This window comes from Mycoplana azooxidifex (genome assembly GCF_014196765.1).
GTDB lineage: Bacteria > Pseudomonadota > Alphaproteobacteria > Rhizobiales > Rhizobiaceae > Mycoplana > Mycoplana azooxidifex.
The window spans coordinates 81,874-97,538 of the sequence record NZ_JACIEE010000003.1; the positions used below are offsets into that span (position 1 = coordinate 81,874).

15 protein-coding genes are annotated in these 15,665 nt (G+C 64.6%); 9 read left to right on the plus strand and 6 right to left on the minus strand.

The features are described 5' to 3' along the window. Positions 1–24 precede the first annotated feature (24 nt). Positions 25–1,458: an extracellular solute-binding protein gene (locus tag GGQ64_RS06915; RefSeq protein ID WP_183801178.1), complete on the minus strand. Its 1,434-nt coding sequence runs from the start codon at positions 1,456–1,458 to the stop codon at positions 25–27. Positions 1,459–1,891: 433 nt separating this feature from the next. Here GGQ64_RS06915 and GGQ64_RS06920 point away from each other — a divergent pair, with 433 nt between their 5' ends. From GGQ64_RS06920 to GGQ64_RS06955, 8 genes are all read left to right on the plus strand, one after another. After that, complete coding sequence (locus GGQ64_RS06920; RefSeq protein WP_183801189.1) at positions 1,892–2,776, plus strand: sugar phosphate isomerase/epimerase family protein; 885 nt, start codon at positions 1,892–1,894, stop codon at positions 2,774–2,776. Between the two features lie 111 nt (positions 2,777–2,887). Next, on the plus strand, positions 2,888–4,084 hold the full coding sequence (locus tag GGQ64_RS06925) for an ROK family protein (protein ID WP_183801191.1): 1,197 nt from the start codon (positions 2,888–2,890) through the stop codon (positions 4,082–4,084). Positions 4,085–4,349: 265 nt separating this feature from the next. Continuing rightward, the gene (locus GGQ64_RS06930) at positions 4,350–5,351 is read left to right on the plus strand and encodes a tagatose kinase (RefSeq protein WP_183801194.1); all 1,002 of its coding nucleotides are present in this window, start codon (positions 4,350–4,352) and stop codon (positions 5,349–5,351) included. 2 nt (positions 5,352–5,353) lie between these two features. Beyond that, positions 5,354–6,625, plus strand: a complete 1,272-nt coding sequence (locus GGQ64_RS06935) for a D-tagatose-bisphosphate aldolase, class II, non-catalytic subunit (RefSeq protein ID WP_183802560.1) — start codon at positions 5,354–5,356, stop codon at positions 6,623–6,625. Between the two features lie 45 nt (positions 6,626–6,670). Then, positions 6,671–7,435 (plus strand): SDR family NAD(P)-dependent oxidoreductase, encoded by a 765-nt coding sequence (locus tag GGQ64_RS06940; protein WP_183801197.1) that lies wholly within the window; start codon positions 6,671–6,673, stop codon positions 7,433–7,435. Between the two features lie 89 nt (positions 7,436–7,524). After that, positions 7,525–8,256 (plus strand): SDR family oxidoreductase, encoded by a 732-nt coding sequence (locus GGQ64_RS06945; protein ID WP_183801200.1) that lies wholly within the window; start codon positions 7,525–7,527, stop codon positions 8,254–8,256. A 23-nt stretch (positions 8,257–8,279) separates the two neighbouring features. Further along, a complete protein-coding gene (locus GGQ64_RS06950; RefSeq protein ID WP_183801203.1) occupies positions 8,280–9,056 on the plus strand; it encodes an SDR family NAD(P)-dependent oxidoreductase in 777 nt (258 codons plus the stop codon). Positions 9,057–9,118: 62 nt separating this feature from the next. Continuing rightward, complete coding sequence (locus GGQ64_RS06955; RefSeq protein ID WP_183801206.1) at positions 9,119–9,844, plus strand: SDR family oxidoreductase; 726 nt, start codon at positions 9,119–9,121, stop codon at positions 9,842–9,844. Between the two features lie 21 nt (positions 9,845–9,865). On the opposite strand, the gene GGQ64_RS06960 is transcribed toward GGQ64_RS06955, so the two are convergent. Genes GGQ64_RS06960 through GGQ64_RS06980 form a run of 5 tightly spaced genes read right to left on the minus strand, consistent with a single transcriptional unit; the run spans position 9,866 to position 14,248 of the window. Continuing rightward, positions 9,866–10,849, minus strand: a complete 984-nt coding sequence (locus GGQ64_RS06960) for an ROK family protein (protein ID WP_183801209.1) — start codon at positions 10,847–10,849, stop codon at positions 9,866–9,868. Further along, positions 10,831–11,532 (minus strand): ribulose-phosphate 3-epimerase, encoded by a 702-nt coding sequence (locus GGQ64_RS06965; RefSeq protein WP_183801212.1) that lies wholly within the window; start codon positions 11,530–11,532, stop codon positions 10,831–10,833. Before GGQ64_RS06965 ends, GGQ64_RS06960 begins: the two co-directional genes overlap by 19 nt. 3 nt (positions 11,533–11,535) lie before the next feature. Next, on the minus strand, positions 11,536–12,345 hold the full coding sequence (locus GGQ64_RS06970; RefSeq protein WP_183801215.1) for an alpha/beta fold hydrolase: 810 nt from the start codon (positions 12,343–12,345) through the stop codon (positions 11,536–11,538). Continuing rightward, complete coding sequence (locus GGQ64_RS06975) at positions 12,342–13,172, minus strand: sugar phosphate isomerase/epimerase family protein (RefSeq protein WP_183801218.1); 831 nt, start codon at positions 13,170–13,172, stop codon at positions 12,342–12,344. Before GGQ64_RS06975 ends, GGQ64_RS06970 begins: the two co-directional genes overlap by 4 nt. Further along, positions 13,172–14,248 carry a Gfo/Idh/MocA family protein gene (locus GGQ64_RS06980; protein WP_183801221.1) on the minus strand — a complete coding sequence of 359 codons (1,077 nt, stop codon included), beginning with the start codon at positions 14,246–14,248 and terminating at the stop codon, positions 13,172–13,174. Before GGQ64_RS06980 ends, GGQ64_RS06975 begins: the two co-directional genes overlap by 1 nt. A gap of 201 nt (positions 14,249–14,449) precedes the next feature. Between GGQ64_RS06980 and GGQ64_RS06985 the strand changes: the two genes are divergently transcribed. Beyond that, on the plus strand, positions 14,450–15,658 hold the full coding sequence (locus tag GGQ64_RS06985; protein WP_183801224.1) for an ROK family transcriptional regulator: 1,209 nt from the start codon (positions 14,450–14,452) through the stop codon (positions 15,656–15,658). Positions 15,659–15,665: the final 7 nt, after the last annotated feature.

A 15,665-nucleotide genomic window follows, 5' to 3' on the forward strand; every position in this document is an offset into this window, starting at 1 on the left:
GCAAGCGGGCGGCGGTCTGGCCGGCTACTTGCGGTAGCCGAGATTCTGCAACTCGGCCTCGGCGGCTGCCGCCATCTGGTCGAGCCCCTCATCCGGACCGACCTCGCCCGTCAGGATCCGGTAGAAGATCGGCGAGGTGGCTTCACGGACCTGGGCATGGAACGGATAGGGCGGCGCACCGGCGAACAGCTTGCCGTCGTCCTTCAGCATCGTGTAGTAGCCGCCGAGCTTGGCATCCATGTCCTTGACGCCCGGATCCTCGTAGGTCGAGGTGTTGGTGATGCGTGGCGCCGCCACGGCCCAGCCACCCTGGACGGAGTCCTGGCCGATATACTGCAGGAAGAGCAGTGCTGCTTCCTTGCTCTTCGAGGTGACCGGTATGCCGAAGGCACCGCCGTCGTAGTAGCCGATGTAGCCCTTGCCGGCTTCCGCTTCGGCGATCACGCCGTCGGCGACCGGCGGAAGCGCGACGCCGACATTGCCGACGACCTTCGACTTTTCCGCATCCGATGCGATCCAGGCTGCGTTTTCGCCATAGACCAGACCCTGGGCGGCGCGACCGGCCGCAAAGGTGGTGGCCACTTCCGTCCAGGTGGAGGCAGCCGATTCCGGAGGCGCGATGTCACGCAGATGCAACCAGTACTTCAGCGCTTCCTTGGACTTGTCGCTGTTCATCGTGCCGCCGTTGGCGACCGAAGCAGCATAGTTGTTGGAAGCGTCGATCCCCCAGTTGTAGACGCCGAAGGTCGGCGCGACGGACTCGAAGAATTCGTACCAGGATGCCGGGTGACCGGTGTGGGCCTGTGCGGTCGTGCCCCACAATTCGAGGCTGTTGTCCTTGGCGTACTTGGTGAAGAAGTCCGCGATCTGGGTGTAGTCCTCATGCGTCTTGGCCGGTGCGAGGTCCTTGCCGGTCGCTGCCTTGAACGCTTCCTTGATCTTCGGATCGTCGAACAGGTCCTTGCGGTACAGGTAGATCTTGATGAAGGCTTCCATCGGCACGCCGAAGAGATCGCCGTTCGCGCCCTTGAAATAGTTGGCGAAGGTCGTGAACTTGGTTTCGTCGAAGTCCGGCGCCTTCAGCGAGGGATCGCCCTTCAGCGTCTGGGTGATATCGACCAGGAAGTTGCGGGCGAGATAGGCGTAGACGATGTCCTGCTCGATATAGACCATGTCATAGATGCCGGTCTTGGCTTCCATGTCCTTGATGGCCTTGTCGTACATCTGGTCCCAGGACGTGGTCTCGATCTCGACCTTGATGCCGGTCTTCTGCTCGAATTCCGGCGCCAGCACGTCCTTGATGTAGTTGGACGGCGGCGTGGATTCGGTCACACCGCGCAGCGTCACGCCCTTGAGTTTCGCGCCGGCGTCCGACCAGAAGTCGGCGAACGCCGGAACCGTGCCCGCCATGAGCGATGCAACGAGTGCAACGGCGCCAATCTTGATTTTCACGTTCATCTGTTTCCTCCCAAACGATGTGAACGGCGACAGTCTCGTCCACTCCTCAACGACCGGACTGCCGGTGCGGAACCTCCTCGTCCCGAGCACCATGGCACCCTCTCTAGACTATAAAAAGCCGAAGCGCAACATTTGTTGCACAAACATTCAAATTTCCATCTCCGGTGGCCCAGGACCAATTCTTCGGTATGGACATGCAGTCCGCACGAGCACACTTGACGTTTGCCAGATCGGTAATACTTTTCCACAATAAATCGATTTAGACTTGCCAAACAGGACGCATTCGCAGCAAAATCCTGCTGCATAGCAAAAAATCGCCTCAGGGAACCATTCGGGCCTCCAATGGGCGACGTCGCGCCTTCTTCGAGCTTGACACCAAACAAAAAAGATATTTTGTTGCATATAACACCAAAATGCCCATGGGAGGAATTGTATGGCCAGGTTAGGCATCCACTCTTTCGTCTGGACCGACGGTACGACCGAACAAGCCCTCCTCGAAGCGATGAGCCAGTCAGCGGAATGCGGCTACCGCCTGATCGAGCTCGCCTATCTGAAACCGGAGAAGTTCAACCTGGACCGTCTCGGCCAGCACGCGAAGTCGCTCGACCTGGACATTGCCGTCACCATGGGTCTGCCGCTCGCAGCCGACGTTTCCAGCGAGGATGCCGATGCGGCCGGCAAGGGCGAGAGGATCCTCTCGGATGCCGTGAAGGCCGTGCGCGACATCGGCGGCTCCAAGCTCGGCGGCATCCTCTACTCCGCCCACACCAAATATTCGCGCACGCCCACGGACCGCGGACGGAAGAATAGCATCGCGGCGATCGCCAGGACGGCGGACATCGCCAAGGCGGCCGGCGTCGACCTCGTTCTCGAAGTCGTCAACCGCTTCGAGACCAACCTTCTGAATACCACGGCGCAGGGCCTGGCCTTCATCGACGAGACAGGATCCGATCACGTCCGGCTGCACCTCGATACGTTCCACATGAACATCGAGGAGGCCAACCCGGCCGCAGCACTGCGCCTGGCCGGCGACAAGCTCGGCTACTTCCACATCGGCGAAAGCAACCGTGGCTATCTCGGCGACGGCACCATCAATTTCGACCTGATGTTCGACGCCCTGCTCGATATCGACTACCAGCGCGACATCACGTTCGAGTCCTTCTCGAGTACGGTCGTCGACGAAGGACTGACGATCGCCTGTGCGATCTGGCGCGATACCTGGACGGAAAACCGGCCGCTGGCGGAGCACGCAAAACAGTACATCGACCTGAAGATGGCGGAAGCAAAGCGCCGCCGCACCACGAATGCGCGCCCCTGAAAGCAGACTGGTTTCTTGCCGTGAAGATGGTACAAGCCGGGTAAGAATCCGCTCCCGAGAGCAACCCGCTGCTCGGGCGGAAACCGGCGATGCTAGACGCGGAACTCGGCCATGAATGACCCCATTGTCGCCAGCTCGCCAAAGAAAATAAGGCAGAACAACGAGATCGCGGCCCTGCGGGCGCTGCATCGCGCCGGGCGGCTGAGCCGTGCGGATCTCGCGCGGATCATGAAGCTGAACCGCTCTTCCTCGGGCCATATCATCGCCGAGCTGACGGCCGACGGGCTGGTCCGCGAGGTCGAGGAGGAAGAACCGGTTCGCAAGAGCCACGCCCGGGCCGGACGCCCCGGTGTCCTGCTGGAACTCGTGCCGCAGGCGGTGCTGTTCGTCGGCATCGAGATCGGCGTCGAGCATATCACCTGCGTCGAAATCGACCTCGCCGGCACGGTCGTCAACGTCAAGACCGAACCCTTCGACGGGCCGCAGCACAATGCGGAGAAGGCGATACGGCATGCGATCGATCTCTCCCTTTCGGGTATGCCGAAGGACAGCCTCCGGCGGCTGGAGGGCGTGGGCATCTCGACCCCGTCACAGCTCAGCCGGGACGGCACCATCCATCTCGCCCCGCTGCTCGGATGGAAGAACGTCAATCTCGTCGAACTCGCCAGAAACGAGCTCCCCGTGAAGGTGCCGGTCATGGTCGAGAACGATGCGAACGCGTTCGCCATCGGCGCCGGCTATTCGGGGCCGGAACTGAACGAAGGGGTGACCCTGTTCGTGGTAATGGAGAGCGGCGTCGGCGGCGGCATCCTGGTCGAAGGCCGACTACTGCGCGGCGCGCACGGCCTCGCCGGCGAAATCGGACACATGTATATCGGCGGAGAAGCCGGCAGCGAGCAGAATCTCGAGCAGATCGTCGGCCTCAGCAGCATCCTTTCAAGCTATCGCGCCGTCACCGATCGGCGCGGCACCAGCTTCGACGACTTCCTGGCCGACGTGCGCGATCGGGCGCCCGACGCGGTTTCGATCGCGGAGAACTGGGCCAAGGCGCTCGGCTATGCATTGGCCCAGATCTGTCGGGTCATCGATGCCGATCGTATCGTACTCGGCGGATCCGTGGCGAAGCTCTATCCGCTGGTCGCAGCCAGGCTGACCGCGCACATGAAGTCCGCGCAGGAGCCGAGCTTCCCCCTGCCGACCCTGCTGCTCAACCGCGAAGCCATATACGGATCGGCCTTCGGGGCCGCTTGCATGGTCCACCAGCGATACCTGTCGCCGGAAAGCAACCGCTTCGTCGGCGACGCATAAGACAGCGTCGCTGACCTATTTTGTGCAAAGCAACAACTAATGCCGCTTACCGCTGTCCACACGGCGGATGACACGCACAGCCGTTTTTCAAAACTAAGTCGGTTAAACAGTAATATGTTGCATTAAGATACAATTATGCTTAAGGTGACGGTCAGGGAGGAGCTGTACCCGGCCCGGGGATGCCGGCGGCTCACGACAGACAACAACGAAGGCACCGCATCGCGAAGGCGTGGCGGCGATCTTCCCATGACGAAGTCGAGAGAGCATGAACACCTCATCGCCAGGCCGGCCAGGGAGCTTGAGTCCGAATGAAAGCGGTCCCACGATCACGATCGGCGAGATCCTCGTGGAGATCATGGCGGTCGAGAAGGGGCACGGTTTTCGCGAGCCGCTGGCGCTGATCGGCCCCTATCCCAGCGGCGCCCCGGCCATATTCATCGACCAATGCGCGCGCGCCGGCGGCAGCGCCGGCATCATCGCCTGCGTCGGCGACGACGATTTCGGCCGCGTCAACACCGATCGGCTTCTGCGTGATGGGGTCGATGTTTCCGCCATTGCCGTCGATCCCGCCTATCCGACCGGCAGTGCCTTCGTGCGTTATCGCCCGGACGGCTCGCGCGATTTCGTCTACAATATCGGCAAGTCGGCGGCCGCCCGGCTCGAACTGACGGCCAGTGCACGGGCGCTGATTTCGCGTGCCGGCCATCTGCATATCATGGGCACCGCCTTCGCCATTCCCGTCGTTGCCGACATGCTGGACGAGGCGCTCGCCACGGTCCGCAGCAATGGCGGCAGCGTTTCGGTGGATCCGAACATGCGCAAGGAACTGCTGCAGCACGGACAGACCGCCGAGCGCTTCGCCCGCGCCATCGACAACGCCGACCTCCTGTTGCCGTCCGGCGAGGAACTCTACCTGGCCGCCGGCGTCGAAGGCAGCGAGGAGGCGGCCGTGGAAGCCCTTTTCGCCCGGGGCGTCGCCGAGATCGCGCTGAAGCGCGGCGAGCGCGGCGCCAGCTACTACAGCGCCGCCGGCGTGCGTTGCGAGAGCGCGGGCTTCGCGGTGGCGGAGCTCGACCCGACCGGCGCGGGCGATTGCTTCGGCGGCGCCTTCGTCGCCTGCCGGCGCCTCGGCATGGGTCCCCAGGATGCGCTCGACTACGCGAACGCCGCCGGCGCACGAAACGTAACCGTCCGCGGACCGATGGAAGGTGCTGGAACGATTGCCGAGCTCGATCTCTTCAAGCGCAGCACGGGGAGGCGCCCGTGACGATCGCCCAGCTGTTGAGACGGACGGGGGAAGGATCGCGCGGTGAGGCGACAGGCATCACCTCCATTTGCTCCGCCCATCCGCTCGTGCTGGCAGCGGCGATCGAGCATGCGGCCCGCGACGACACGAGCGTGCTGATCGAGGCCACCTGCAACCAGGTCAACCACCGCGGCGGCTATACCGGAATGCAGCCGGCCGACTTTGCCGGGCGCGTCCATGCGATCGCCGACAAAGCCGGCCTCGACCGCTCCCGGATCATTCTGGGCGGCGATCATCTCGGCCCCAACCCGTGGCGCAAGCAGCCTGCCGAGATCGCCATGAACGAGGCAGAGGCGATGGTCGCGGCCTATGTTGCCGCCGGCTTTGCCAAGATCCATCTCGATGCCTCGATGGGCTGCGCCGGGGAACCGGAAGCGCTGGACGACGAGACGACCGCCCGCCGCGCCGCCCGTCTTGCCGTCGTTGCGGAAGACGTCGCGCGCCGGACGGGCACACCGCTTCCGGTCTACGTCATCGGCACCGAGGTTCCCCCGCCCGGCGGCGCCGACCACGCGCTGACCGCGATCGAACCGACGAGTGCCGGAGCCGCCCGGCGCACGATCACGATCCACCGCGACATCTTCGAACAGGCCGGCATCGCCGGTGCCTTCAGCCGCGTCATCGGCATCGTCGTGCAGCCGGGCGTCGAATTCGGCAACGAGAACGTCCTCTTCTACGACCGCCCGAAGGCTCGCGACCTCTGCAAGGTTCTTAATGGCGAGCCGCAATTCGTCTTCGAGGCGCACTCGACCGATTACCAGGGCCGGGCACCCCTGCGCGAACTGGTCGAGGACGGTTTCGCCATCCTGAAGGTCGGGCCCGAACTCACCTTTGCGCTGCGCGAAGCGCTCTACGGTCTCGACCTGATCGCCGGCGATCTCTTCGCGGATTATCCGCAGCGCACGCTCTACGGCGTGATGGAGCGACTGATGCTGGCACGCCCGGAGGATTGGGCGCGCCACTATGGAGGCTCCGAGGCACAGCAGCGTGTGCAGCGGCACTACTCGTTCTCCGATCGCATCCGCTATTACTGGAACCAGCCGGAGGCGACGGACGCCGTCGCGCGGCTCTTCGATCGCCTGAAAGGCGTCTCGGTGCCGCTCACCGTCTTCCGCCAGCACCTGCCCGCGCTCATCCGTTTCGCGGGCCGGCCACTTGATCCGGCTGCGATCGCGATCGCGGCGGTGGCCGGCGTCGTCGAGGACTATGCCTATGCCTGCACCGGTCGGCGCTAAGAGGATGCGCCGGCTGCCCGAACCGTTTCATGAGGAGGAAAGAACATGTCGCTCAAGGACTTCAGACTGGATGGCAAGGTCGCCCTTATCACCGGCGGCAATCGCGGCATCGGGCTCGCGGTCGCACAGCTATTCGGCGAGGCAGGCGCGAAGTCGGTGCTGACCGCACGCCGCGACAACCCGGAGGGCGAGGCGCTCCTGAAAAAGTCAGGCTACGAATTCGATTTCGTCTCCGCCGACGCGACCGATCCCAAGACGCCCGAACGGCTGATCGACCACACGATCAGCAAGTACGGCCGGATCGACATTCTCGTCAACAATGCCGGCGTTGCACAGCACGGCGAGACGCCGAGCTTCACCGACGAGATGTACGAGAAGATCATGACCACCAACCTGACGCAACTCTTCCGTTTCTGCCGCGCCGTCATCACGCCGATGCGCCGGCAGGGGGGCGGCGCCATTCTCAACGTCGGTTCGATCTCCGGCATCGTCACCAACGTGCCGCAGGACCAGGTCGCCTACAACGCCTCCAAGGCGGGCGTGCACATGTTGACAAAGAGCCTCGCCAACGAACTCGCCGGCGACAACATCCGCGTCAACGCGCTCGCCCCAGGTTATATCGAAACCGACATGACGGACGTTCGAAACACCAACAAGGAGTGGGACAGCGTCTGGCGCGCGAACACACCGATCGGCCGCTACGGCATGCCAGAGGAAATGGCGAACTGCATTCTCTTTCTCTGCTCGCCGGCATCGAGCTACGTCACCGGCTCGGTTCTCGTCGCGGACGGCGGCTACACGACGCGCTGAACCCTACCTACGACACGGGCGAGATCGCGGCCTCCCCGCCGCCGCCCATTTCACATCCGTCATCATCTGCTTACCCAATGGAGGATACCATGGCAGAGTCACTGGCTGGCAAGGTCGTTGCCATCACCGGCGCAGCATCCGGCATCGGCCTTGCCTGCGCGAAAGCATGCGTCGAGGCCGGCGCAACCGTCTTTCTCGTCGATCGCGCTGCGGATGCGCTGGACAGGGTCTGCAAGGATATCGGCACGGACAGGGCGATCCCGCTGGTCGTCGACCTTCTGAACCCGGAGAGCATCAAGGGCATGGTGCCCGCCATCCTCGCGCGCGCCGGGCAACTGGACGTGTTCCATGCCAATGCCGGCACCTATGTCGCCGGCGATCTCGTGGACGGCAATCCGGACGACTTCGACAAGATGCTGAACCTCAACGTCAACGCCGTCTTCCGCACGGTCCATGCCGTGCTTCCGCACATGATCGAGCGCAAGACGGGCGACATCGTCGTCACCACCTCCGTCGCCGGCTACGAGCACATCCACTGGGAACCGGTCTATTCGGCCTCCAAGCATGCGGTGAAGACGCTGGTCTACACGCTCCGCCGCCAGGTCTCCAAGCACGGCATCCGCGTCGGCTCGATCGCGCCGGGGCCTGTCATCACCGCCCTGCTCGACGACTGGCTGGAGGAGAAGCTGGAGAAGGCGAAGGCCGCAAAGGGCCTGATCGAACCGGAGGAAGTCGCCGAAGTTCTGATGTTCATGCTGACGCGCCCGCGCCACGTCACGATCCGCGACGTCGTGATCCTGCCGCTGACGCAGGATGTTTGAGTACCGCACGAGAGGATAAGACGATGTCATTCGAGAAGCGCTTCAAGACCAGCGGCGATGTCGCCGTCGTGACCGGCGGCGGCCGCAGCATCGGCTTCCAGACGGCACTCGCACTCGGCGAGGCCGGAGCCCATGTCGTGATCATCGAGCCAAGGGAGGAGATGGGACGCGGCGCGGTGGGGCAGATGGAGGCCAAGGGATACAAGGCGGAACTGATCGCCGGCGACGTCACCGATTCCGGCCGGATGACGGCGATCGCCGACGAGCTCGCAAATCGCGGGACGCCGGCGACGATCCTCATCAACAATGCGGGGATCGGCGAAAGCGGCGTCCCCTCCGAGGCTGTGACGGACGATGCATGGCTGCGGATGATGAACGTCAACATCAACGGCGTCTTCTGGTGCTCGCGTGCCTTCGGCTCCCACATGGTGAAGGCGAAGCGGGGCTCGATCGTCAATCTCGGCTCGATGTCCGGCACGATCGCCAACAGGCCGCAGCCGCAGACACCCTATAACGTCTCGAAGGCCGCCGTCCATCACATGACGCGGTCGATGGCTGCCGAATGGGCGCAGTACAACGTCCGCGTCAATGCCGTCGCGCCGACCTACATCGAAACCCCGATGGTCAGCGCCAATCCGCTCAACGCAGAGCGGCTCCCGCTCTGGCTCAAGGACACGCCGATGGGCCGCATGGGCCAGGCCGACGAAGTCGCAGCAGCGATCCTGTTCCTGGCCTCCGACGCCGCGAGCCTGATCACCGGCGCCGTCCTGCCGGTAGACGGCGGCTACACCTGCTGGTGAGTGCAGTGCTACGGCGGACTCCGGTCCGTCGTAACGCCGGCTTTTGAAGGAGGACGAGGGATATGGATTTCACCGGAAAGCGCGTCATCGTTACCGGCGCCGGCAAGGGTATCGGTTATTCCACCGCCCGCCTGCTGGCAGGCCGCGGCGCGACGGTGATCGCCCTGTCGCGTTCGCAAGACGATCTCGACAGGCTTTCGGCGGAAATCGGGGCGGAGACCATTGCCGTCGACCTTGCCGACGCGGAGGCCACGCGGAAGGCGACGATCAAGGCCTTGCCGGCCGACCTGCTCGTCAATTGCGCGGGCACCACGGAGTTGCAGTCCTTCGTCGACGTGACCGTCGAGACCTTCGATCTCATCATCGCCGTCAATACCCGCGCACCGATGATCGTGGCGCAGGAATTCGTCCGCGATAGGCTGAGGCACGGCCAGCCGGCGTCGATCGTCAACGTTTCCAGCATGGCGGCCTTCCAGGGCGTCATCGACCATACGGCCTATTGCGCCTCGAAGGGCGGGCTGGACGCGATGACGCGCGTGATGGCCAACGAGCTCGGCCGCCACGGCATCCGCGTCAATTGCGTCAACCCGATCGTCACCCTCACGCCCATGGCGGAGAAGGCCTGGAGCGACAAGGACAAGGCGGATGCCATGCTTTCACGCATCCCGCTCGGCCGCTTCGAAATGCCGGACGAGATTTCCGAAGTCATCCTGTTCCTTCTCTCTGACGCCGCCAGCATGATCAACGGCCAATCGATCAAGGTCGACGGGGGCTTCCGGGCGTCCTGAGGGGCGCCGAGCGCTGTGCTCCTACCTCTCTTCGCGAGCAGCATCCGCAAGGAGCGCCAGGGCGGCAGAACCGACGAGGCCCGAATTCTGGCCCAGCGCCGCCTTGACGACATTCACGTCGCGGAACGCCGGCATCGCAAACGTGGCGACATAACTGCGCAGGCCCGGTTGCAACCGGTCGAACTCTTCGGAAAGCCCGCCGCCGACGACGACGATGTCGGGACTGAAGATGTGCAACAGACTGGTGATGCCGCGACCCAGGATCTCCGCCTCTTCGTCGACGAGTTGATTGGCAAGGCGATCGCCATCGCGCGCGGCCGCAAAGACGCTGCGACCATCGATCCCGCCCCCGTCCCGGCCCAGAACGGTGTCGCCGCACCCCACGGCCGCCATGCGGGCGCGGGCGGCCAGTGCCGTTCCCGATCCATAGGCCTCGAAGCATCCGCGTCCGCCACACGGGCAGAGCGCACCGTCGGGCGCGATCGACATGTGGCCGATATGCCCCGCCATGCCCATGCGGCCGCGCAAGACCCGACCATCGGCGATCACGCCGCCGCCGATGCCGGTGCTGATCGTCACGTAGACGATATTGTCCAGGCCCCGCCCGGCACCGAACCGCCACTCGCCGACCGCGGCGGCGATGCCGTCGTTCTCGAGGATGACGGGGAATGGATACTGCTTCTGCAGTTCCGCCCGAAGCGGGTAGCCGACAAACCCCGCGAGGGTCGGAATGTTCTTGGCGACGCCGGCAATCGTATCGACGGGGCCGGGTGTGGATACGCCGATGCCGACGACTTCCTCGGGCGCATCCGCCAGGATCGCGTCGGTCAGCCGCTTGATCTGCGCCAGCACGCGATCGGGTCCCGCTGTCGCCTCCGTCCGCTCTTCCGCCCTCGCCCGGATGGTGCCGCGGGCGTCGACGAGCGCTGCGCGGACATGGGTTCCGCCGAGGTCCACGCCGACGGCGACCCGCGTATCGGGAGGTGTCAAAGTGCGCGCAGCCATTCCATTCGCTCTTCGAGGGAGGGGGCATTGAAGGCGAGCGAGCCCAGCACCACGGTCGCGGCGCCCGCCCGGCGCAGCATCGGAACCGTCTGCTCGCGAATGCCGCCGTCTGCGGCCAGAACGATGCGCCGGTCGTCCCCGCAATCCGCAATGATCCGCTTTGCCTCCTGCAGGCGCGCACCGGCCCTTTGATCGATCCCCTGCCCCTTCACCCCGATTGCCGTGCCGAGCAGCGTCACGAAATCGAGCCGGGCCAGATGGCGGCGGATGCGTTCGACCGGCGTCTCGACGCGAAGCACCATGCCGGCGGAAACGCCTTTCCTGCCCAGCAGATCCAGCGCCTCGTCGGCAACGGTCTCGTTCTCGACATGGATGCTGATGAGGTCCGCGCCCACATCCGCGAACTGTTCGATCTGCGAAAGGACGATGCCGTCCGCCACCATGAGATGGACATGGACCGGCCGGACCGATGCCCTGCGGATTGCCGCCACCAGGTCGGGGAAGAACAGCATGGACGGGGCGAAATGCCCGTCGGCCACATCGACATGAAGGAGATCCGCGAACGGCTCCACGCGCGCGATGTCATCGGCGAGGCGCAGGAGATCGGCCGACCAGACCGAGAATTCGGCGATCAGCCGGTCTCTCGGCAGCGCATCGATCCAGCGGGCGGGGCGGTCGGCCATCTGTCAGATCTCCTGAAGGAAATCCGCCAGGGCTCGGCGGAAATCGGCGACATAGCCGGCGCGGCTGACGGATTTGGGGATGATTTCGACAAGACGGGCGCGGGGGATCGCGGCGGCGATCGCCTGCGCATATTCGACGGGATGAATGACATCCTGCCCGTGCCCGAGGACGAGCGCGGGGACGTCGATGCGGGCGACATCCTCCACTGCGATGCCGGGTCCGTCATTCGCAATGGCGGTAAGAAGTGCTGCCGTCACGTCGATCGGCCGGCGGTCGAAGAAGCCGGTCAGCGACGCCAGGTTGTCCGGCGCCAGCTCGGCAAGACGCTGCCCGATCGGCCCGGCGAGAAACTGCGTTTTCGCCAGTTCCGGCGGAAGCTTTCCCAACAGGCGACCCACTTCGGCATTGGGAGCCATGTTCTCAGGCGCCGCTGCCGTCAGCCATGCGGGCCGGGCGACGATCAGTGCCCTGACGAGATCCGGCCGCATTACTGCGAAGCGCAGTGAAATCGCCGCTCCCATCGAAATCCCGCCGATGACGACCGGCGCCTCCAGGTGCTTTTCGATGTAGCGTTCGATATCGCCGGCAAACGTTGCAATCGACAGCCGGTCGAGGGGGCCGGGCTGCGAGCTGCCGTGTCCCCGCGCCTCGACGGTGACGCGGCTGTAGCCGGACATGGCGGGAAAGACCTCCGACGTCTGGCCCGCATCGCCGCACAGTCCGTGCAGGAAGACGACCGGAATGCCCTCCCCCACAGACACGATATTGAGGCGCGTGCCATCGTCGGTGGCGAAGGATCGGGCCCCGCTCATCGGCCGCCCGCCAGAATATCGCGGAGGAAAAGGGCAACATCCGATGCCTCCGACGCCGTCAGGCCGTGCGTCACCAGGCTGCCTTGGAAGCCGGCAGCTCTCAGGCTGGCCAGATAGTGCGGATAGTCGAGAACCCCTTTGCCTGTGGTGGTGAAACTGCCGTCGGGATTCCTGTCCTTCGCGTGCGCCATGACGATCCGATCCGCCAGGAGATCGACCGCGGCGGTGACGATGGCCCGCTGTTCTTCCAGGGTCGCCACTTCGAAGAGGTTCGCCGGATCGAGGACGACCTTGATCCGCGGGCTGGCCATCTCGTCGATCAGCCGCCGCGCGTTTTCGGCCGAGTTGACGACATTGGCCAGTTCGGGCTCGATGCCGAGGTCGACGTCGTGTCGCTCGGCAATCCCGACGGCCGTTTCCATGGCCTCCAGAAGATCACGCCAGGCCTCGGGCGAATTGTTTGCGGGATGAGCCCTCCACTGGTCGAGCGGGTCGCGGGTGCCCGTGCACAGCGTAATCAACCGCGTCGACATCGATGCACAGTGCCCAGCAAGGACCTCCAGCCGTCGATGGCCCGCCTGCCGCACGGAGGCGTCCGGGTGGATCATGTTGTAGGTGCCGGACACGGCAACGATTTCGATGCCGCTCTGTCGGGCGGCATGGGCGACCGATTGCGCCTGCGCATCGCTGATCGCATCCGGCATGGGCGGTAGCCCCGAGCAGGACATGTTGTACTGCGTGCAGGCGTAGCCGGCATCGGCGACGGCTGCCAGCACCGTGCCGGGATCCGTTCCTTCGAATGTCTTGGCGAAAATTCCAAGCTTCATCAGACGCCACCGTCGACATCGGCGAGAGCGACGGGCTTGCCGCTTTCGGCGGAACGGGCAATGGCGACCATGGCTTGCACGGAGGCGAGGCCGTCATCGACGTCCGCACCCTCCATCGGCGTTCCGTCGAGGATGGTACGGGCAAATCCTTCGAGCTGGCGACGGTAGAAGTGGCCGTCCGCCCCGAGAACGCGGTGGGTCGCGCCATCCCCCTCCCGGAAGATGTCCACGTCGCTCGACTTGTAGTACCAGGGGTTATAGGTTTTGCCGAGAATGCTGCCGTTCTGCCCGTAGATCTGGAAGCCTTCGTGCCAGTCCATCCGCACCTGGACGGTCAGGTCGAGATGGCCGAGCGTGCCGGAAGCGAACGCGACGTCCACGAACCAGCACCAGATGCCGGCCCGCTCGGACAGGCGCGCCTGCACGGAGACGATATCGCCGGCGAGATAGCGTGCGGTGTCGATCAGATGGCATCCATGCGCGAGCATGTAGTAGCGGCGGAGATCCGCCTTCGGATTGGTTGCCGGCCTTCTCGCGTTGGCGCTGGTGACGATCAGCGGCTGCACCGCGTCTGTCATCGGATAGCGGTGCGTGCTGTCGCAATACCATGCCTTGAGCGCGACCACCTCGCCCATCTCGTCGCGGATGAAGGATTTCGCGGCCTGCAGCCCCGCATCGAAGCGCTTCATGTGCCCGACCTGAAGCACCTTGCCGGACCGTGCGACGGCCGCTTTCAGCTCGAGGCATTCCTCGACCGTCAACCCGAGCGGTTTCTCGCACAGAACGTGCTTGCCGGCTTCCAAGGCGCGGATCGAGGCAGGTACGTGAAAGGGATCGGCTGTCGCAACGATGACGGCGTCGACATCGGGATTGGCGAGCATCCGGTCGTAGTCGTCATACCCCCTTTCCGCGCCGTGCGTGATCACCATGCGCTCGCGCAGGTCGTCCGCCACGTCGCAAATCGCATAGAGGTCGGCATTGATCGCCTTGGTGCAGCTTTCGAAATGAGCCGCCTGGGCAATCTGGCCCGCGCCGAGCACCCCCACCCTGAGCCGCCTTGGCTGCTTTTCCGGCATTCCCGTTCCTCGCCTTGTCGTCGGAGCTTCGCCTGCGCCCAAGCGGCCCGGCAGCGCCGGCCGCAGTCCTGAAGCAAAACCGAATGCGACCCTCCCCGGTCGGCGCTCCACTTTGTTTGGATTGAAAACAAACATGCTATCCTATAGATGTCAAGGTGGGCGCGCACCGGCCGCCGAATTCTCTCGATAGAGGAACACTGCATGTCGATGCCCCGCGCCGTCAGGCACATCAACGAAATGCGGGTCCTCGATGTCGTCTTTCGTCTTGGTAGTGCGAGCCGGGCAAGCATCGCGCGCGAACTGGACCTCACCAGATCGACGGCCGGGAACATCGTTGCCAGCCTGGCGACTGAGGGCCTGATCATCGAGGACAGTGCCGGGGACGACAAGAGCGCGGGGACAGGGCGACCGGGCACGCTCGTCCGCCTGAACCCCACGCATGCGCTCTTTCTCGGCGCGGAGATCGCCGTCGGACGGATCAGCGTGGTCGCCCTGGATTTTTCCGGTAACATCGTCTCCGAGCGTCACTTCCCGCTTCAGGCGCTTCCGGGCGACGTCACGACGGCGCTGGACCAGTTGGCCGGCAACGTGCGAGAAATTTGCCGGCCGCTGGAGTCGACCCACCCATTGAAGGGCCTTTGCGTCACGCTTCCCGGCGTGATCGACAATGCCGGCAGGGTGCTGCGCGCGCCGTTTCTCGGATGGCACGACGTCCCGATCATCGACCACCTGAGGGACCGGTTGCCGGAGATGCCGACAATCGTTGCTGAAAACGATGCCAAAGCGTTTGCGATCGCGGACGGGTACAAGAGCGACGCGCTCGCGCCGGACACCGAAATCCATGTCTTCCTCGATGCCGGCGTCGGCGGGGCGATCATGGCGTCGGGTCGGTTGCTGCGAGGCCACGACGGCTATGCCGGCGAGTTCGGGCACATGATCCTGGGCGAAGAGGGTTTTGCCAAGGTCGCGACACTGGCGGGCTCATTCGAAAGCTTCATCGGTCGCGATGCGATCATGGCGCGGCATCGCCACTATGGCGGCGACGCACGGACGATCGAGGACTTCATCGAGGAGGCTTCCCGCGGAACGGCGGCCGCGGCAGCCGCGACAGCCGACTGGTCGTTCTATCTCGGCCGCGGCCTTGCCATCATCAGCAGTATCTTCAATCCCTCGCGCATCGTGCTCGGCGGCCCCGTCGCCCCGCTGTTCCAGCTTTGCCGGGACGACGTGTTCGCCCGCATCCGGTCGAACCTGTTCGGCGACCAGCCGATCCCCGAAATTGTCCTCTCCCCCCTCGGCCTCGAAGGCCCGGCGCTCGGCGGCGCGATGCAGATGCATCGAACGATGTTCGCCGTCGACGAGGCCCTCGTGTTCAAGAGCAATTCCCCGCCGCGCACGCACCGGCCGTAACCCAGCG